The sequence below is a fragment of the Streptomyces sp. NPDC007346 genome, assembly GCF_040703535.1.
Lineage (GTDB): Bacteria > Actinomycetota > Actinomycetes > Streptomycetales > Streptomycetaceae > Streptomyces.
On record NZ_JBEYKR010000141.1, the window covers coordinates 1 to 18,288 of the forward strand.

An 18,288-nucleotide genomic window follows, 5' to 3' on the forward strand; every position below is an offset into this window, starting at 1 on the left:
CCGCCCGCGCCCTTGTCGACCGCTTCCAGACCGCCGCCGGACGTCTGCTGCACATCCATACCGTCCGCGGCCAACTTCAGCCGCAGCTCCGACAGTTCCTCGTTGGCCGCAGCTTCGGCGGAGTTGACCACCAGCAGCTGCGTGAAGCCGTCCTCCTGCGCCTCCATCCGCAGGTCCACATCCGGCAGCACATCCCGGTACGTGGCCCTGGGCCCGTCCAGCTCCGGAGCCGGCAGCTCCCCCGGCCACGACAGGGCCAGCTCACGACCGGCCTTCGTCATCCGCACCAGCGGCGCATCACCGCCACCGGAGAACGACAGACCCACCGTCGTCACCTTCGGCGCCACACCACCATCGGCCGACCGGACAAGACCGGTATCGACCGGACGCCACTCGCCCTCCACCCGCGCCCGCACCGGACGCAGATACTCCCGCGCCTCCAAATTCCCCTCAGGCGTCGCGAACACCTCACTGCTCTCGCCACGCAGCGACGTCACCTCAACGGGCCGACCGGTCCGTTTCGCCTCCGCCTGCGCGGCATCAGCGGTCGCCCCGCCCTCTCCGGTCTCCCCGGCCTCACTCGCCGGAGCAACGGAACGAGCCGTCGGCGCGGCGGCCGCCTGCGGCGCCAGGCTCGCCAGCACAGCAAGACCGATACCCCCCGCGACCAGCCCGGTTGTTCTCCGGCAACGCAGTTGCCCCCACAAAGTCCCCACCCCGCCCGTGCATGATGCTCCTCTCACATGTGAGGAGCTGAGCGGACTCTATGAAGATGTTGTGTGAATAGCCAGGGACTTATGTAGACACCAAGCAGCTTAAAACCGGGCATCCGGTTTGTGAACAGTCTCACTTTCATCCACCCCGGGGAGGAACTGCAGACTGTTCGGTGCCATTTCCGATCATGTGCGGCGCATCGATGACCAGCAGCAACGCGTCCGAGGTCGACACCGTCGAGCCGTCCGAGGTGATGCCGCCGCAGTCTGCGGACGACAGGTTGCTCGACGAGCCGGCGGGCCGGAATGAGGCCGGGGCCCACAGCTGACAGGCGAGGGTGGGGCTGCTCCAGGCTCCAGCAGCTGCCCGAACGGCTCCTGGAGCCCACTCTCGAGGGAGGGTTCACCGACCACCTCAGCCACGACAAGCGCGATCCCACCGGGAGAACAGCGGCAACTCACGCACCGACACCCGCGCCAAGACGATACTGACCGACGTCGGCCCGATCGAGCTGACCGCGCCACGTCACCGCGAGGGCTCCTCCGCCCCATCGCCACCGGCCTGCGCGGCGGCAAGAGCACCCCCGACCAGGTCGCCACCCACCCCGCGTCCTTGCCACCTTCACCGCTCCGTCATACGGGCAGGTCCACGAGCGACACGTCAACGGCTCCGCCCGCTGCCGCTGCGGACACACCCACACCAAAGGCGACACGCTCCTCGGCACCCCGCTTGGCCCCGAACGGTACGACTGCACCGGCACCGTCCTGTGGAACGCCCACGCCCCTGCCCTGTGGGCCCGCTTCATGCTCCACCTCCGCCGCGGCATCGCCGCCGCAGCCGGTATCCCGCAACGCCTCCTGCGCAAGATCATCTGGGTCTCGTACGCCAAGGTCGGCGAGTACCAGCAGCGCGGACAGACCCACTTCCACACCGTGATACGCCTCAACGGCCCCGCAGGCAGCCGCACACCACCACCCGCCTGGGCCGCTCCCGACCTCCTCACCGACGCCATCCGGATCGCGGCCACCCGCGCCCACATCGACGGACCCGCAATCAACGGCCGCACCCACTCCTTCACCGTCGGCAAGCAGATCGACACCGGGATCATCCGGTCCACAGCCTTCGAGGCCGGGACCACGATCACCGGGGCAAGGCCGCCGAATACGTCGCCAAGTACGCCACCAAGGGCATCGAAGCCGTCACGGGCACACTCGACCATCAGCTGAAAAGAATCAGGGACCCCGGGTTCGAGTCCGTGCCGGAGCACGCCGCCCCCATGATCCGCACCGCCTGGGCCCTCGGCGCCCGCGACGGCCTCAAGCACTGAACACCCCCAACCTCGAACGCCTCGCCGCACTCCTCCACGGCGGCCCGTCACGCGAACAGGCGGTGACAGCCAGTGCGTAACGACGAACTCGCCCTGCGCACCGGACTCCGCAAGGGCGAATTCCTCGGCCTCCACTGGGAAGACCTCGACCTCACCACCGGAACGGCCAGCATCCGGCGCTCGCTCCAGCGCACCCGCACCGGCGGTCTCACACATCTGCCCACCAAGACCCGAGCATCCGAACGCCGCATCGCCCTCCCGACCGAATGCCTCCATTCCCTCAAGGAACACAAGGAGAGGCAGGACATGGAGCGCCAGGCTGTCGGCTCGGACTGGAAGGGCAGTGGCCTGGTCTTCACCACGCCGACCGGTGGACCTCTCGACCCTGCCAACCTCACCCGTCGCTTCCGTAGCTTCCTCGACCGGGCCAGACTCCGCCGCATCCGCTTCCACGACCTCCGACACTCAACCGCGACCCTTCTCCTGGAGCAGGGCGTGGACCTCGTCGTCATCAAGGAACTCCTCGGACACTCCCACATCGGCGTCACCGCCGGCGTCTACGCCCACGTCCGGCTCCGCCTCCAACGCCAAGCCATCGACTCCCTGAGCGGCGTCCTCGGCCACGCCGAGGAACCCCCTGACGAGCTGCCTGCCGCAACGCTCGTCCGCTGACGTTGCCGTCAGCGTTGCCGTCAAACGCCCGAGAGCCCCCGCCGATTACCGACTCGGCGGGGGCTCCCAATGTGCGCCCAAGTGAACTCTGAAACCCTTGGCAATCTACCCCTCGGTGCGCCGGTGGCGTCGGCGCTTACGACAGGTTGTGCCAGGCGTGGCTACAAGTTCCTCGGCACTCCGTTTCTCTTCGTCGCGTGTCAGCTACTGCGAACGTAGACACGAGGACGCGAAATGCTTTCACGTACTCACCGGGGGGCAGATTTATGATCTTCCCCATCTGTTCGAGAATCGGTTCCCGGACAATCAGCACTGCCGGGGTCATGGTCGGCTTGACGCCTGATCGCGGTAGCCCCTCACTCGCGTCGTTCACCGTTGCATGGGCCTGCATGGCGTAACGAACAACCTCGTGCAGTACCGCCTTCTGCTGAGCCTGTTCCAACGAGGAGAACCAGGCCACAGCATCGTCCAGGGCGCGGAGCCCTTGAGCGACCTCGTTGATGACGCGCTCTGACGCTCTCAAGTCCTCACCTGCTCCGGGGCTCGAATACCACGTACGGCCTATTCCGATCCAGCTCTGCGTAGTCGGGGCGGTTCGGATTATAGCTTTGCCAGAAGTCTCGACCGCGCCCGCTCCCTTCACCATCACCCGTCCCTCTTGGCAGCGAATTCTTGACGCTGTGACGAGTTCTGGACGGGCCAGACAGGATGTAGTCCCAGTCTGACGTCGGGTTGGGGGTTCCGTTTGCGCGGCTTCCGACCACGATTATTGGCTGCCCCGCCTTGTCGGCGGCATTCTGAATTCGCTTGGCATCATTCGGGCTGATACCAGCTTCCGATGTCGTTCTCAGGCCAGGTCCACACCACCCGTTGGAGTTGTGAACCAGGACCGGAGTCTGTCCCGCCAGCACATAGTACGTGTGCTACGCGGCCCCTCTCCATCTACGTATTCGCAGATCAGCGGCGGGTTCGGGCTCCGCTGGTGTCCGTGGTTGTGCGGGAGAATCCGTGGGTGTTGCCGTCGCTACTGCCGTCAGGAGCGCGGGGCGCACGGTGGTGCTGCCGCTGGTGGGGTGTCGGCGCAGGGATTTACTGCCACGCGCCGGGCTCGGCACGGAGTATGGCGCGGACGGTCTGCTCGTAGTGCTGGTGGCCGGTCTGGGCGCAGTGTTCGGCGATCCAGTGCGTCAGCTCGTCCGGGGTGTGCAGGGTGCCGGATGTGGCACCGCAGTTGCGTTCCTCGCCGGTGACGCAGAGCGCCGTGAAGGCCGGCAGGGCCAGGGGGTCGGGGACGGTGGTCACGTGGTACTCGCGGAAGCGATAGCGCCCCCGTGCGGCGTCGCGGACCGGTGCGTCGGTGTCCGCAGAGTCAGGCACCCTCGTCCACCTCTTCCTCTTCCGGGTCCGGGAGGCGCTGCCCGCGCGAGTCGGCTACTCGGAGCGCGTCCGCCAGGGCCTCGGTCAACCGGCGGGCCAGCCAACGGTATTCGGTGGCCGACAGAGTTGGCACTCCGGGAGCCGTGGCTTCTCGGGCGTGCTCCAGCAGCTCCTGGCCCATGTTGAGCTGTACCGTCTCGATGCTGTCGGCGAGGGTGGAGAGGTAGCCCCGGCCGTCGGTGCTCAGGTAGCAGGGCTTCCCCTCCGGGCTGGTCCACGGCAGTAAGCGGGGGCCTCCCCCACCCGACGCGGCGTCGTACAGGTCTTTGCGACGCATGCGGTCGGCATCGCTCCTGGGCTGGCTCACTGGGCACCCCCGGCCTGGGTCACTGATGGTGGACACACCGACCGTAGGCACTGAGTGATCATCACCCCAGGTGAGCGTCATGGCAGTTCGCGACTCTTGGTTCGCGAACTGCCACGCTGCGTGGCAGCTACCCGACAACGCCCAGGTAGTCGGCCATTTCGCGCATCTCCGTCGTGAGGGTGCGCTTGCGCTTGCCCAGGATCTCCTGCATGGTCTCGGCGGCCCCGTTCTGGTGCCGCAGCCACTGCGGGGCGGCTTCCCTGGCGCGGGTCAACTCCTCCATGGCGGCGGACAGGTCGCCGGTCCGGGTGTGGGCGCGCGCCACATCGAGGGTGAAACGGTTCCCGTCGTTGGCGCTGGGCCTGCCCAGGCGCTTCCACGCCTTGGGCGACAACTCCTCCTGCTCGCCCACCTTGCGCACCACCGCGCGGGCATCGCCAACGACCAGGGAGTCTTCGAGCGCCTTGACCGCGACGGTGACCGGCCCGAAGACTGACCAGTGCCGGGAGACGTTGCGATGCGCCGTCCCGACAGCGGTTGCCGCGACGCGGGCGGCCTGACGGTACGCCTTCGCCTCGTCGGGACGGTTGTTCCTCGCGGCTGCGGCTGCGGCCTCCATCGCCAGGCCGCCCCACACCGCGTAGTGGTCCGGCTCGGCCCCGGTGATCTTCGGCTCCACCGCTTCCATGCTCTGGGCAGCGACCTGTTCCGCCTCGTCCAACCTTCCCTGCCTCACCAGCAGCCAGCACATGCAGCCGACACCCGAGCCCGCCGCGAGCATGTCTCCGGCCCGACGGGCGTCCATGATGGCGCCGCGCACGGCGGCGTACGCGATGTCGTACTGCCGTACCTGGGTGAGGTAGGTGCCGGCCAGACGCAGCGCCTCGGCGCGGGCGAGCAGGGCTTGCCGGTGCTCGTCCCCGCTGTCGTAGTAGGCGACGGCTTGTGCGGCATCACGCAGCAGGTTCGGCAGTTGGGCCGCGACGCTCTTGTAGCTGTCGGAGAAGTACAGCACCCGTGCGTCTTGCAGCGTCCGTCGGAAGATGCGCAGGTTCGGTTCCTCGGCCACGGCTTCGGCGTCCTGGTCCACGAGTCCGACGGCTGGGGTGAGGACGGCGCGGAGCTGGATCAGGTTGACGCGGTTCGGCTCCTCGGTCTGCCCGACGGGCTCGGGGGCATCGGAGGCCATCAAGGCGGCGGTGGTCACCCCCAGCGCGCGGGCGAGCGTGTGCAGGGTCTCCATGCGGAGAGTGCCACCCTGCTCGACTTTGCGTACCGTGCCCGGGGAAACACCTGCGGCATGGGCCAGTTCCTCCTGGCTCATCCCCGCGCGACGCCGGTACTTTCGGACGTTGTCGGCCAGCTCCGTAATCATCAACTCACCACCTCCCGCTCCACGGTACGCCCGGCCGGCACATCAGCCGGGGGCGATCCGGCAGACACCCACCCACAGGGGTGCCCCACCACGCGGGGAGCCGGGACTCCGGCAGGATCGGGGCCTGAGCGGGAGGGGGTCCCTCGTCGGTCGGGCAGCTTCGCCGTGCCAGGGTTCCCCGGGGGCCGCCAAGGCTCACCTCGTGACGCGTGCGCTCGGCCTTGGCGGCCCCCGGGGGTTCCTGGTACGCCTCCGGTGACCGGGCGGCGAGGGACCCCTCCCGCGACCCCGCCCCCACACCACGACGAAGCCGCACCCGCACACGACCCCCTGCCCCTCAGAGAGAGGGCCGGGGTCTGGGGCAGGGCCCCAGGATGGTTCGCTGTGCTGGCTGTTGCGCGCCCGGACCGGCGGGGCCGTCGCCAGCGGGGCGGAGACAGGAGCGGGCGGCGGCCCCGCCGGGCCGGAGCGGGCGCGGGCCGCGTCAGCGGGCCGCCTTGATCAAGTAAAGAAACTCTGAACAGCTCTCCCTGTCACCGCTTCTGGCCGAGGTGCCAGGCTGACAGTCAGGGGCGCTGCTGTCGGCGCTTCTTCGATTCGGCCAGTGCTGTTTCGAGCTTCTCGCGCGGCGACGCGTCCGAGTCGGCGTCGTCGTCATGGAGCGGTGGTAGGAACAAGCCGCGTCGGCTCGTCTCACGTTTGACCTTCCGGCGCTCGTTGAAGATCCGCTGGTGTTCCTCACGGATCGTGACCCATCGCTGGTCGAGCTCTGCTTCCCGTGCCATCAGTTCGTCATCGGTGAGGTCGGCGAAGTCGGCGGCGGCTGCGCGGGCCTCGCGGGCGATCTCCTCCCGTAGCAGGTAGTTCGTGATCGGCCCGTGGTGCTTTCCCGGCTCCGGGGCCTGGCGCACGAAGACGCCGCGGCCCTTGACCGAGTACACGAGCCCTTCCTGCTTGAGGCTTCGGTAGGCGTTCTGCGCGGTGGAATTGGCTACCTGGAAGCGCTCTTGGATCTCACGGGCGGGCGGGAGCTGGGAGCCCGGAGGGTAGGTGCCTTCCGCGATGTCGCGGCGGAGGAAGTCGGCAACCTGGACGTAGGGCGGGCGGCCGTCGTCGTTGCGGATGAGATCGGTCGGCCAGTCCGGGCCCGGTTCCTCTCCGTCCGCGTCTGGGGCGGCCGGGGTATCGCTTCCGCTGGCCGTCGAGTTCACGAAGCTGCCCCGGCCGAGTTGGGAGTAGACCAGCCCTTCCTGCTTGAGGACCCGGAGGGCGTTCTGGACGGTGGAACTGGAGACGCCGAACCGCTCGCCGAGCACGTTCGCCGAAGGCAGGCGCTCGCCCGATGTGAACTCGCCGGTCAGGATCGCGTCCCGCAGGGCGGCGGCGGCCTGGAGATACGGCGGTCGGGAGTCCTCGTCCAAGGGCAGGGTCATGACCCCACGGTATCGCCTGCCCAGTAGGCCGCTACGGGTAGATCACTGTGCTTCCCGCCTGGCCGCCCATGCACCTCACTGAAGTTGCAACTTAATCGGGGTTGCAAGTTCTACGATCATCTCCTTATGCTCATGGCGAGTCGATCAAGCGGCTCCACCGAACAAGGGGTGTGATGGCATGGCCATGACTCGTATTCGCGTTGCCCTGCTGCCGTCGGCGGTGTGCATCGCGGGCACCGAACCGGTGCTGAAGATCAAGGACCAGCAGACTGGGGAGGTCGCCACCGACCGGGATACCGGCGCGTCGCTGTACACGGTGACCGTGATGCTGATGGAGGACGGCCGGGCCGAGGTCCTGAAGATCACCGTCCCGGAGACCGGCCTTGCGGCCGGGCTGAAGCCGGGGGCGATGGTGCGGCCGGTGGAACTGTTCGCGACCCCGTGGGCACGGATCTTCAACGGGCAGCTCTCCGACGGCGTCGCCTACCGGGCCACCCGCCTGGAGCTGGTGACCGTGGAAGCGGCACAGTGATCCGCTGCGAAAACTCCGTGCCGGGGCGGGAGTTGTACCCGCTCCGGCCCCTGCCGGGGACCGAGGGCAAGGCCACCTTCGCCGTCTCGGCCGCCGTGCTCGATCTGCTCGGCCTCATCCCGGAGCAGGCGGCCCGCCTCGACCTGGCCCACGTGCTCCCCCTGATACATGAAGAGGGGGCCTGACATGGAAGCCATCACGGGATACGCGTCCTACGCGCTGCTGGTCGCTACGGCGCTGGTCGGCGTATGGATGCTGGTGACGGTGGTCCACTACGTCCGCGCAGACAAGGGCACGCGGGTCAGCATGCGACAGGCCCTGCGGGTCCGCTGGGGCTGGGTACGGCTCGCGCGGATGGCCGGGCTGACGGTCACCGACAAGACCCCGGGACTGCTCGCACAGATCACCGCGCAGAAGAACGGCCCCGCCCCCGCGCCCCGAGTCCTGACGCCGAAGATCAAGGTGAAGCCGGACCGGTTCGGGGTGATCGTGCGAGCCAAAACGCTGCCGCAGGTCGGCGTGGAGGAGTACCAGAAGTCGGCGCGGTTCCTCGCCGACGCCTGGCGGTGCACGCGGGTCTCCGTCCTGCCGGACGGCCCCGGCAAGGTCGTGATCCGGGGCGTGCGCTCCGACCCGCTGACCACGCCGACCACGCACCGGCCCACCGGCCTCCCGCCCGTGGACCTGACGCGCTGGGAGCTGGGCATCGACGAGTACGCCGCCAAGGTGTGCGTGTCCCTGGCCAACGTGCCCGGGGTGACCGTGGCCGGCGTCCCCGGCGCGGGCAAGACCTCCGGGGTCAACAAGTTCGTCTGTGACTTCGCGCCGTCTGCGTCCGTGCAGATCGCGGGTGCGGACGGGAAGGTGTCGCGGGCCTCGGAGGGCGACTACGCCGACCTGGTCAAGCGGATGTTCGCGTTCTGCGGAGACGATCTCGATGAAGCGAACGCGCTGTTCAAGCGCCTGGTGGAGCTGCGCAAGCGGCGCTCGGCCACCATCCGGGACGTGCTGGGCGTGAAGAACATGTGGCACGTCGGCCCCTCGCCGCAGTGGCCGCTCACGGTCCTGATCATTGATGAGGCGCACACGTACTTCCGTGAGTACAAGGGCAGCGACGCCGAGACGAAACGTCTGGGCGCGCTGACGGCGGAGAACGCCCGGCTGGTGGAGGACCTGGTCAAGAAGGGCCGCAGCGTCGGCGTCCTGGTGATCCTGATCAGCCAGAAGACCACCGGCGACGCCATCCCCACCTTCATCCGCGACGTGTGCCCCATCGGACTGTCCTTCGCGCAGAAGACCGTGGAAGCCGCGGTGGCCGCACTCGGTGACGACATCCGCAACTGGCCCGATGCCAGCCCGGTCACCTTGCAGGACCCCGCCTACGTCGGCGTCGCCGTCATGGCGATGCAGGGCCGCCCCGGCTACACCCGCATCCGCACCCCCTACGTCTCCGACACCGACGCCGCCCGCGTCGCCGAAGCCACCTCGCACCTGAGCGTCGACCCGGACCTGTGCCTGGACACCCTCCTCGCCTCGACCGGCCGGACCACGACACCCCTGCCCTCGCTCACCAAGTAGCCCCGAAAGCCCACACCGGAAAGGAGGTTGAGGACATGGCGGAGGAACGGTTCACCCGGCGCACCGTGACCGTGGTCATGGCGGTCATCGCGGCCCTGGCCTTCGTCTTCTCCTTCGGCAACGTCTGGGCCCTCGCCCTGCGCCTCGGCGTGCCCCACCCGATCGCGCCACTGATCGCCCCCATGGTCGACCTGTCCGTGGTCGGGCTCCTGGTCGCGCTGCGGTTCCTCGCTCTGCGCGGCGTCCCCAAGGCGGAGCTGAAGGCCGGCACCCGGCTGCTGCACCTGTGCGGCCTGCTCACCCTCGCGCTGAACACCGCCGAACCCCTGCTGGCCGGACGCTACGGACGGGCCTGCCTGGACACCGTCGCCCCGCTCCTGCTCCTCGGCTGGGGCCACGTCGGCCCCGCCTTCCTCGCCCAGTTCCACACCCACACCCGCCCCACCCAGAACCTGGAGGCCACCGCCGCCACCCCTGCCGCCGATCCGGTGCCCGACGTCGCACCATCACCCGAATCGGCACCCCCGATGCCCGCCCCGCAGTTCGTCGCCTCCCTGATCGAGGAGCTGGAGCCCGCTCCGGCCGCCGCTCCGCCGGTCGCCGTCACCACGACAGGCCGACCCGCTTCCGGCCCTGCCCTGCCTGCCGCCCTGCTGGACGCGGCCCGGCGCATCGCGGACACCCACCGAGCCGAGCACGGAACACCGATCACCGCCGCCCACCTGGGCACACGCATGGGCATCGCCCTGCCGGTGGCCACCGCCGCGCTCGCTCAGCTCTGAGCACCGGCCCCCACCGGCCGCATCCCCCTCGCTGAACCCACGCCCGCCCCTGGGCCTGGTTCGCCATGCCCCGAGCAGCACCAACACGCCTTCCAGTTCGGCTGGTTGCTGCTCGGGGCCACCCACCCGAACAGAAGGGACACGCCCCGAATGGTCACCCTGGACCTGCGCCACGTGGCAAGCCCCGCCGTACGGGACCTGATCCACCTGGTCAACCACCCCGACTTCGACCGCGCGCAGCAGCAGGTCGAACGCCTCGGCGGCTGCGCCGAACCCGTCCGCCTGACCGGCCACACCACCACCGTCGACACCACGACCGGCGAAATCCTGCGCTCCTACACCTCGGCTGCCGAACCGACGGGCAGCCTGCTCACCACGTGCGGCAACCGCCGCTCCTCCCGTTGCCCGGCCTGCTCCCGCGTCTACGCCACCGACACCTACCACCTCATCCGCGCCGGCCTCTCCGGTGGCAAGACCGTCCCCGACACCGTCCGCACCCACCCCCGCGTCTTCGCCACCCTCACCGCCCCCTCCTTCGGCCACGTCCACAACCGCCCCACCACCCCCGGCGGCGACATCAGGCCCTGCCGGTGCCGCAAGCTCCATGACCCCACGGACGCTCTGATCGGGACGCCGCTGAACCCGGCGACGTACGACTACGCGGGCGCGGTCCTGTTCAACGCCCACGCCTCCACCCTGTGGGCCCGCTTCACGATCTACCTGCGCCGCGAGGTCGCCGCCCGGCTCGGCCTCACCCAGAAGGCCGCCCGCGCCGTGCTGCGGATCTCCTTCGCCAAAGTCGCCGAGTACCAAAAGCGCGGCCTGGTCCACTTCCACGCCGTCATCCGGCTCGACGGCCCCGACGGCAACACCACGCCTCCGCCCCCGTCTGCCACCGTCGCCATGCTCACGGAGGCCATCCGGGCTGCCGCCCTCCGGGTCCGGGTGGCCGTCGCGTCGGACGCGATCGGGGAGCGCGAGCTCTCTTGGGGCACACAGCTCGACGTGCGCGAGATCGCCGCCTTTGGTACCGATGCCGAACTCACCGACCAGGCCGTCGCCGCCTACGTGGCCAAGTACGCCACCAAGTCCGCCGACGCCTCCGGCACCCTCGACCACGCCCTGTTCTGCCGCCCCTGCCAGGGACGCGGCGCCACCCTCCTGCCCCACGGCACCCCGCTCCCCTGCACCGCCTGCGACGGCACCGGACAGGCCCGACCCCTGCTCCGCCTCGCCGTCGCCCGCCACGTCCGGCAGATGATCCGCACCTGCTGGGACCTGGGCAGGCTGCCGGAATTCACCGGCCTCAAGCTCTGGAAGTGGGCGCACATGCTCGGCTTCCGGGGCCACTTCTCCACCAAGTCCCGCCGCTACTCCACCACCCTCGGCGCGCTGCGCGACGCCCGCCGCACCTGGCGCACCGAACAGGCCCGAGCCCACGCCAGCCTGCCCGAGTCCGACACGACGACCACGCTCGTCGTCGGCCACTGGGACTACCTCGGCACCGGCTACAGCCCCGGCGCGGCCCTCCTCGCCGCCGGTGTCTGGCACCGCAGGGAACTGGAACGGCAGTTCGCGGCCGAAGAAGGCTGCTGATGACCTCGCCCCCGCTCGTCGTCCTCCGCACGGAAGCGGCCCCGGTGCTGGATCTGCTCACCGTGCCCCAGGTCATGGCCCGCCTCCAGCTCGGCCGCTCCACCGTCTACGACCTGCTCCGCACCGGCCAGCTTGCCTCGATCACCCTCGGCCGCGCCCGCCGCATCCCCACCCACGCCCTCACCGACTTCATCCGCACCCGCCTGGAACAGGAAGCCGCCTGATGACCACAGCTCGCCCCGCTCCGTCCCGTCGCTCCCGCGCCCGTGCGAACGGCGACGGGACCGTCTACCAGCGCAAGGATGGCCGCTGGGAAGCCGCCGGATACGTCCTGGCCCCCGGCAACACCCGCAAGCGCGTCCGCGTCTACGGCGCCACCCGTAAAGACGCGATGACCAAGCTCACCGAGAAGATCGCCGCCAGCAACCGCGGCCTCCCCGTCGCCGCAGCTGACAGCACAGTGAGCGCCTATCTCGCGTACTGGCTGGAGGGCGTCGCCGTGCACCACCTTCGGGAGAACACCCACACCCGCTACGCGGCCTCCATCCGCCTCCACCTCAACCCTGGCCTCGGCGTCAAGAAGCTCGCCCGGCTCACTACCCGTGACGTGCGCACCTTCCTCGACGGGCTCCGCACCACCTGCCAGTGCTGCGCCCAGAATCGGGACTCCGTCCGGCGGTCCTGCTGCGCCATCGGTCAGTGCTGCAACAAGCGGCTCTCGCCGCTGACCGTGACGTACGTCCACGCGGTCCTCAAGTCCGCGCTGGAACACGCCGTCCGTGAGGACGAACTGCCGCGCAACGTCGCCCGGAACGCCAAGACGCCCACGCCCCGCCCCAAGCGCTTCCAGCCCCTCACCGCTACCGAAGCCCGCCGACTCCTTCACGCGGCCCGCGCCGACCGGCTTCACGCCCTGTACGAACTCGCCCTGCGCACCGGACTCCGCAAGGGCGAACTCCTCGGCCTCCACTGGGAAGACCTCGACCTCAACGGCGGCACCGCCACCATCCACCGCTCCCTCCAGCGCACCCGCACCCAGGGCCTGACCGTCCTGAACACCAAAACCCTGGCCTCCGAACGCCGCATCGCACTCCCCACCGAATGCATTAGCTCCCTCAAGATCCACCAGAAACGGCAGCAGGAAGAGCGCCAGGCAGCCGGAACGGGATGGACGGACAACGGGCTCGTCTTCACCACCCCGAAGGGCAGACCGCTCGACCCCACCAACATCACCCGCCGCTTCCACCGCCTCCTTCACAGCGCAGGGCTCCGGACGATCCGCTTCCACGACCTCCGGCATTCGACCGCAACCCTGCTCCTGGAACAGGGCGTCGATCTCGTCGTCATCAAGGAACTCCTCGGCCACGCCCACATCGGCGTCACCGCCGGCGTCTACGCCCACGTACGACTCCGCCTCCAGCGCCAGGCCATCGACACCCTCGGCAGCATCCTCAGCCAGACCGACACCCCGGACGACCCGCCCACCGCAGCCGTCGTCCTCTGACGTTGCCGTCAGCGTTGCCGTCAAAGCACCGCGAGGCCCCCTCTCCAAGAGCTGCAGGAAGAGGGGGCCTCGTCATTTCAATTCGACCCCGGATAGGAATGGAATCGACCTTCAGACCGACCAGTGGATGGTGCTACTCAACTGTCGAAAACCATCCGCTGCGCGGCTCCGACAAGCGTCCCAGCGAGACCAAAATTCTGCACGCGGCAACGATTTCGTCCAGGCTTCCCGTGGATTCTTGACCGAGGCTTATCGAAAGCCTCCTGACCCTCCAGGCATCAAATATTTCCGTCCCTTCCTCTAGGAAGTCCACGTCCACTTCGGCCCCACTGGCCTCAATGAAAAGGCATCCAGAACCGTGGACGTTGTATTCAACACCTTCCCAGATATGCCCGGCCTTCTCCAGGGCTCGCGACCGATACAGATGGAGGATGCTAGCCAGCCCTTGCCCACCCGGATGACAGTGCTGAACAGCGCTGCGCACCCGGGAGAGGGCCTGCAAGTACGCCTCGACTTCCCTCAAAATCTGGCCCGTCATCGATACCCCGGTCTCTTGTGCTTGTTCACCAGACGGTCCGGCCCTACCTCGGCCCAGGCAGTTGTGATGTCATCGGCGCCTCCGGGATACCTGGCACGAATGTCAGCATCCGAACGCACCCGATACGGCACATCAATCCCCGCACGCTTCGCCGCGGCAACACGATGGTGACCGTCCAGGACGTACAGGTCATCACCGATCTTCGCCACGGATATCGGATCGCCCTGCCATCCATTCTCCTTCATTGAAGCAGTTAGCGAATCGACGTTCCTCTTGGACGCGTTGCCTGACAGAGCCTCCGTACGCCTGAAGCTGTACGCATCCGCACTTCCACAAATTCCATTCGAATTGTGAACGAGGACCGGCGTGTGCCCGGCCAGCACATAGTACGTGTGGAGGTTGCTGATCGTGAGGTTGTAGACGGCCGCTTCTTGGGTCCAGCGATCGACGTCAGCAATTTGGACGCGCGTACCGGAGCTGGTCTGGAGCTGCTGTCCGGGGGCCAGGTCCGTGGCGTCGATCCACTTGCCGACTTCCGGGTCCCAGAAGGGGTGGCTGTCGGTGGCGGTGATGGTCTTGGGTTCGCCCATGTCGCCCTGGGTGGGGGCGATTGTGATGAGGGCGAGGTTTTTGGTGCCTTGGCCCCTTATTTCTGCGGTGACGGTCTCGGCGCGAGTCTTCCCGGTCTTGGGGTCGGTGGCCAGTACCTTGTCGCCAGTTTTCACCTGCTCGATGGGTTTGGTCGTTCCATCGGCCATGAGTACCCGTGTGCCAGCTATGAAACTGTGCTTCCCTGGGCACCTTCCGCTTTGCCTACCTCTACCTTTACCGCGCCCAGCGCCCCGCCCACCGTTGCCGTCCAGCCCGACCTCTAGCAGCACGCCTGCAATGTGCTCTGCCATGAGGTCGTCTTCGCATGAGAACCCGCCCGTATGGCAAGTCTCGAAGAATACGGATTCCTTGATGGTGGTTTCGGTGTCGTCGCGACCTCCCAATGTATATAGGGATTTTTTTAGCTTGTATAGATAAGTCGCGATGAATTCCGAACGCCGCTCCTTCGGGAAGGGCAGACTCTTTCCGTTCAACTGCAGGAAGCGAAGGTCGTTCATGGTCGGCTCCGGGTACGGCTGCGGTGCCCTGTACGGATCCGCTATCGGCATGAACTTCTTGCCGGGCCTCGGGATCGTGACCGTGCCGTTCCTGCGCTCGTAGGCGTCCTCGTCCCGCGCGTTGCCGCCCGTCGCCATCGGCCTCAGGCCGTCGGGGTCCGAGAGGGTGGCGGGGTTGTCGTTGGCGTAGTTGTAGCCGTTCATCTGCTGGGGGTCGGCGAGATCGAGGATCGGGTCGACGGAGATGAAGCGGCCGAGGTCGGGATCGTATTCGCGGGCGCCGAGATGGGTGAGGCCGGTGGTTTCGGTGTCATCGGTGCCGCCGACGAAGCCCTTGGTTCCGGGCCATGTCGTCGGGGTCGCGCCTCGGAGGGCGCCGAAGGGAAGGGCACGGCGCTGGGTGAGGGCGAGGTTGGTCGCCTGGATGGCGAGTTCGCCGGTGCTGTGGTGGTCGGCGATGGTGAAGGCGAAGGTGCCGTCGTCGTTGCGGATGACGGAGTGGCCGCCACCAATGCCGAAGTAGCGGGTTGCTTTGGCCTTGTCGGCGCCTGTTGCGAGGGTGAGCTCGGTGTGGCCGAGGTAGAGGGTCGTCTCCGTGGGGGTGCGGGCGATGAGCCGGTTGCCGGTCGTGTCGTAGAGGTAGGTGGTGGTCTTGTCGTTCTCGGTGACCGTGGCGAGGTGGCCCTCGGCGTCCCAGGTCAGGGCCTGCCCCGGGCGGGTGGTGGTGTTGCCGGCTGCGTCGTAGCCGTAGGAGTTGGTCTTGCTGCCTGCGGGGCCGGTCGTGGTGATCGAGGTGACGCCATGGGGGCGCTCCGCGCCGGGGGCGGGGTAGGCGTAGTTGCTCGTGATGTCCTGGGCCGCGTTACCCGTGGGGTCGTGCCGGATCTCGGACTTGCGGTTGCCGTTTTCGTAGGTGAAGGACTGCCAGTACGGCGCCGGGCCGCCGAGCTTGTCGCCTGCCGGGGCCGGCGCGCAGTTGGTCAGGGGTTGGGTCCACGCTTCGGTGAGGCGGCCGAGGTGGTCGTAGGTGAAGCACTGGTTGTCCGTGCCGGAGCGGGAGACATCGGCGATGGACAGGACGTTGTCGGCTTCGTCGTAGCGGTAGGTGGCGTGGCGGTCGACGCCGGGCTGGTCCTGTCGGTCGACCCGAGAGGTGGAGAGCCGTTGGGTGCCCCACTCGTAGGTGTTGGTGACCTGGGTCTTGTTGAGGCTTCCGGTCAGACCCATGGAGTACTGCAGGGGTTTACCGGTGTAGCTGTAGGCGGTGCTGGACGTCATGCCCTGCCCGTAGACCGTGATGGGGCGGAGGGTCTCGTCCTCGTATGTGTAGCTGAACGACCCGCCGGGCAACGAGCCGGCAGCGCCGTAGCTTATCCCGCCCGACAGCCCCGACGGGAAGAAGGCGGTGGTCGTTTGGTAGGTGCCCTGGAGCTTGCCTTCGACCGCTGGTATGACCACGGATGTTCTGAATGCACGGTAGAGGGTGTCGTAGGCGACGACCTTGGCGGTGTAGGCGTTCCCGTCGACGTAGCGGATGGACTCGGCGAGCTGCCCCTTGGCCCCGGCGATGGTGTCGTAGACCTGCTGGATGCGTAGCTTTCCGCTGGCCGATTCCTCGCGTACTTGGGTCTGGCGTCCGAGGCCGTCGTAGACGTAGGCGAGGCCGGGAACGTCGGTGCGGGATCCCTTGCTGAAGGTCAGCTGGCCGCGGTCGTCGTACTGGCTGGTGGTGATGCCTTTGTCGGGGTCAGTGGCCTTGGTCTGGCGGCCGAGCTGGTCGTACTCGTAGGTCCAGTTGTTGCCCGCGGGGTCGGTGACCTTGCTCAGCTGGCCGTGGGGTGTGTGGTGATAGCGGGTGGTCTCGTATGCGGAGTCGGCTGCGCGGGTGCGGTGCTGGCGCAGTTCGGTGGTGTTGCCTCGGGCGTCGGCGAGGGTGGTGGTCGTGGTGCCGCCTACGGGCGGGATCACGGTGGTGCGGTCGCCGCCGTAGATGGTTCTGGTGATTGCGAGGACAGTGCCGCCGTCTCCGTTGCCCGCGATCTGGCGGCTCTCGACGGGGCGGTTCAGGCCGTCGAAGGTGGTCCGGGTCTGCGTTTCGACGGACAGAGCGTTGTCGGGTCTGACGGTGGTGGTGGACGGTTTACCCGTCACGTAGTAAGGCGCGAAGGCCGTTGCTTCCAGGCCCCGCTCGTCGTAGAAGGTGTCCTTGACGAGGGTGCCGCCTTCGGGGCCTGGGCTCTGGGTCTGGCGATCGCGGAGGAATCCGTCGTACAGGGTGTACGACGTGATCTGTCCGCCTGCGTTGTTCAGCGTCCGGCTTGCCACGGACACCGGGGTGTTTTCGGCGATGGTGTAGTCGAACTGCTGGGTCGGTGTCTGGCTGGTGCGCCGGTCCGCGAGCCAGACCTTGAGGGTGCGGCCCAGCGCGTCGAACTTGAACTCGGTGACGTTGCCGTTGGTGTCGGTCTGCTTCGTTGCCAGGTCGCGGCCCGGGGCGACGTCTGTGGTGACAGTCTGGGCCGTGGTGGCGTCGCCGGTCTTCGCCGGCGGCGTCGTAGTCTTGACTTGGGTGGCGAAACCTGTCGGGGGGATGTGCGTTGTGGTGCTGGTACGACCGTCCGTCCGAGCCGTGCGTATGGGTGCGGCGCTGCCGGTGACCGTGACGTCGGCCGTGAGGTCGGTGGTGGTCAGCGGCCGGCCGTAGACGTCGTAGGTGGCGCCCGACTCCAGGTAGGTGGCCTTGGAGCCGTCGTGGCTCTTGAGGGTGGCGGTGGCGGTGACATCGCCCTTCGTCGGCGCCGCGCCGTAAGCACCGCCGTCGAAGGCGGAACGGGTGTCGCTCAGGACGTCCTTGGAACGGTCCACCGTGGCGGAGCAGGCCTTGGTGACGGTCTCCACGCGGGAGGGCAGGGTGATGATGCCGGTGGTGTTGGCCGGGTACGTCGTACGGGTGCACTGGTCATCGGCCGACGTGGCGTCGTCACCGAAGTCATCGGCCTCGATCACCCGGCCGGCGACGGTGTCGTGCTTGAGGGCCGCCGATGTGGTGCGCCATGCGCTGCCCGCGCCGTTGTCGAGGGAGACCCAGCTCTTCGTGCCGGAAATTCCGGTGAGGTTGGCGGTGACGGTTCCCCAGTCCCGGACCTTCTTCGCCGTCTCGTGGTGCCAGGGGCGGCTGACCGTTTTGCCGAGAACCTTTCCACCTGGTTTGTCGAAGGTGACAGTCTTGTAGCTGAAGCCCGCCGCCGCTTCGTGGTCGGTGATCGCCGCGCCTTCGCCGGTGGCGAGGGCGATGGAGACACTCTTGGTGCCGCCGGTCTTGTTCTTGCGGTCGCCGTGCATGCCGCGCAGGAAGTAGGAGTCCTGCTGGGTCTTCATGGCGGT

The 18,288-nt window shown here is 68.1% G+C and carries 14 protein-coding genes and 4 pseudogenes; 10 read left to right on the forward strand and 8 right to left on the reverse strand.

Features of this window, described 5'->3' with window-relative positions; all coding sequences use genetic code 11:
- Positions 1 to 644 (reverse strand): annotated as a pseudogene (locus tag AB0917_RS27700) (LamG domain-containing protein); the annotation flags it as partial.
- Between the two features lie 272 nt (positions 645 to 916).
- Here AB0917_RS27700 and AB0917_RS27705 point away from each other — a divergent pair.
- The 3 genes and pseudogenes from AB0917_RS27705 to AB0917_RS27715 form a co-directional block, all read left to right on the forward strand.
- Positions 917 to 1,042, forward strand: coding sequence for a hypothetical protein (locus tag AB0917_RS27705; protein ID WP_366822406.1), 126 nt, complete (start codon positions 917 to 919; stop codon positions 1,040 to 1,042).
- A gap of 307 nt (positions 1,043 to 1,349) precedes the next feature.
- A pseudogene (locus AB0917_RS27710) lies at positions 1,350 to 1,940 on the forward strand (replication initiator); the annotation flags it as partial.
- Between the two features lie 185 nt (positions 1,941 to 2,125).
- Positions 2,126 to 2,713, forward strand: a pseudogene (locus AB0917_RS27715) (site-specific integrase); the annotation flags it as partial.
- Between the two features lie 136 nt (positions 2,714 to 2,849).
- Here the strand turns inward: AB0917_RS27715 and AB0917_RS27720 are convergent.
- The 5 genes from AB0917_RS27720 to AB0917_RS27740 form a co-directional block, all read right to left on the reverse strand.
- Complete coding sequence (locus tag AB0917_RS27720; protein WP_366822407.1) at positions 2,850 to 3,359, reverse strand: DUF5958 family protein; 510 nt, start codon at positions 3,357 to 3,359, stop codon at positions 2,850 to 2,852.
- Positions 3,360 to 3,802: 443 nt separating this feature from the next.
- Positions 3,803 to 4,090: a hypothetical protein gene (locus AB0917_RS27725; protein ID WP_366822408.1), complete on the reverse strand. Its 288-nt coding sequence runs from the start codon at positions 4,088 to 4,090 to the stop codon at positions 3,803 to 3,805.
- Positions 4,083 to 4,427, reverse strand: a complete 345-nt coding sequence (locus AB0917_RS27730) for a hypothetical protein (protein WP_366822409.1) — start codon at positions 4,425 to 4,427, stop codon at positions 4,083 to 4,085. Before AB0917_RS27730 ends, AB0917_RS27725 begins: the two co-directional genes overlap by 8 nt.
- A gap of 157 nt (positions 4,428 to 4,584) precedes the next feature.
- The gene (locus tag AB0917_RS27735) at positions 4,585 to 5,832 is read right to left on the reverse strand and encodes a helix-turn-helix domain-containing protein (RefSeq protein ID WP_366822410.1); all 1,248 of its coding nucleotides are present in this window, start codon (positions 5,830 to 5,832) and stop codon (positions 4,585 to 4,587) included.
- A 566-nt stretch (positions 5,833 to 6,398) separates the two neighbouring features.
- Positions 6,399 to 7,265, reverse strand: coding sequence for a winged helix-turn-helix domain-containing protein (locus AB0917_RS27740; protein ID WP_326694990.1), 867 nt, complete (start codon positions 7,263 to 7,265; stop codon positions 6,399 to 6,401).
- A gap of 178 nt (positions 7,266 to 7,443) precedes the next feature.
- Here AB0917_RS27740 and AB0917_RS27745 point away from each other — a divergent pair, with 178 nt between their 5' ends.
- The 7 genes from AB0917_RS27745 to AB0917_RS27775 all read left to right on the forward strand — a co-directional run bounded on the left by AB0917_RS27745 (position 7,444) and on the right by AB0917_RS27775 (position 13,257).
- Positions 7,444 to 7,797 carry a hypothetical protein gene (locus AB0917_RS27745; RefSeq protein ID WP_326694989.1) on the forward strand — a complete coding sequence of 118 codons (354 nt, stop codon included), beginning with the start codon at positions 7,444 to 7,446 and terminating at the stop codon, positions 7,795 to 7,797.
- Positions 7,794 to 7,982 carry a hypothetical protein gene (locus AB0917_RS27750; RefSeq protein ID WP_366822411.1) on the forward strand — a complete coding sequence of 63 codons (189 nt, stop codon included), beginning with the start codon at positions 7,794 to 7,796 and terminating at the stop codon, positions 7,980 to 7,982. The genes AB0917_RS27745 and AB0917_RS27750 overlap by 4 nt, the downstream gene beginning before the upstream one ends.
- A 1-nt stretch (position 7,983) precedes the next feature.
- Positions 7,984 to 9,375, forward strand: coding sequence for a cell division protein FtsK (locus AB0917_RS27755; RefSeq protein ID WP_366822412.1), 1,392 nt, complete (start codon positions 7,984 to 7,986; stop codon positions 9,373 to 9,375).
- 35 nt (positions 9,376 to 9,410) lie between these two features.
- Complete coding sequence (locus tag AB0917_RS27760; protein WP_366822413.1) at positions 9,411 to 10,157, forward strand: DUF2637 domain-containing protein; 747 nt, start codon at positions 9,411 to 9,413, stop codon at positions 10,155 to 10,157.
- A 150-nt stretch (positions 10,158 to 10,307) separates the two neighbouring features.
- Positions 10,308 to 11,753, forward strand: coding sequence for a replication initiator (locus tag AB0917_RS27765; protein ID WP_366822414.1), 1,446 nt, complete (start codon positions 10,308 to 10,310; stop codon positions 11,751 to 11,753).
- Positions 11,753 to 11,977, forward strand: a complete 225-nt coding sequence (locus AB0917_RS27770; protein WP_366822415.1) for a helix-turn-helix domain-containing protein — start codon at positions 11,753 to 11,755, stop codon at positions 11,975 to 11,977. Before AB0917_RS27765 ends, AB0917_RS27770 begins: the two co-directional genes overlap by 1 nt.
- The gene (locus AB0917_RS27775; RefSeq protein ID WP_366822416.1) at positions 11,977 to 13,257 is read left to right on the forward strand and encodes a tyrosine-type recombinase/integrase; all 1,281 of its coding nucleotides are present in this window, start codon (positions 11,977 to 11,979) and stop codon (positions 13,255 to 13,257) included. The genes AB0917_RS27770 and AB0917_RS27775 overlap by 1 nt, the downstream gene beginning before the upstream one ends.
- 534 nt (positions 13,258 to 13,791) lie before the next feature.
- Here AB0917_RS27775 and AB0917_RS27780 read toward each other — a convergent pair.
- Positions 13,792 to 14,133, reverse strand: coding sequence for a ParB/RepB/Spo0J family partition protein (locus AB0917_RS27780; RefSeq protein WP_366822417.1), 342 nt, complete (start codon positions 14,131 to 14,133; stop codon positions 13,792 to 13,794).
- 6 nt (positions 14,134 to 14,139) lie between these two features.
- Positions 14,140 to 18,288: pseudogene (locus tag AB0917_RS27785) on the reverse strand (polymorphic toxin-type HINT domain-containing protein); the annotation flags it as partial.

What these genes read in the sequence shown, in the direction of transcription:
- AB0917_RS27705 (WP_366822406.1), top strand. Translation starts at nt 917, where the DNA reads ATGACCAGCAGCAACGCGTCCGAGGTCGACACCGTCGAGCCGTCCGAG.
- AB0917_RS27720 (WP_366822407.1), bottom strand. Translation starts at nt 3,359, where the DNA reads ATGGTGAAGGGAGCGGGCGCGGTCGAGACTTCTGGCAAAGCTATAATC.
- AB0917_RS27730 (WP_366822409.1), bottom strand. Translation starts at nt 4,427, where the DNA reads ATGCGTCGCAAAGACCTGTACGACGCCGCGTCGGGTGGGGGAGGCCCC.
- AB0917_RS27735 (WP_366822410.1), bottom strand. Translation starts at nt 5,832, where the DNA reads ATGATTACGGAGCTGGCCGACAACGTCCGAAAGTACCGGCGTCGCGCG.
- AB0917_RS27740 (WP_326694990.1), bottom strand. Translation starts at nt 7,265, where the DNA reads ATGACCCTGCCCTTGGACGAGGACTCCCGACCGCCGTATCTCCAGGCC.
- AB0917_RS27745 (WP_326694989.1), top strand. Translation starts at nt 7,444, where the DNA reads ATGGCCATGACTCGTATTCGCGTTGCCCTGCTGCCGTCGGCGGTGTGC.
- AB0917_RS27755 (WP_366822412.1), top strand. Translation starts at nt 7,984, where the DNA reads ATGGAAGCCATCACGGGATACGCGTCCTACGCGCTGCTGGTCGCTACG.
- AB0917_RS27760 (WP_366822413.1), top strand. Translation starts at nt 9,411, where the DNA reads ATGGCGGAGGAACGGTTCACCCGGCGCACCGTGACCGTGGTCATGGCG.
- AB0917_RS27765 (WP_366822414.1), top strand. Translation starts at nt 10,308, where the DNA reads ATGGTCACCCTGGACCTGCGCCACGTGGCAAGCCCCGCCGTACGGGAC.
- AB0917_RS27770 (WP_366822415.1), top strand. Translation starts at nt 11,753, where the DNA reads ATGACCTCGCCCCCGCTCGTCGTCCTCCGCACGGAAGCGGCCCCGGTG.
- AB0917_RS27775 (WP_366822416.1), top strand. Translation starts at nt 11,977, where the DNA reads ATGACCACAGCTCGCCCCGCTCCGTCCCGTCGCTCCCGCGCCCGTGCG.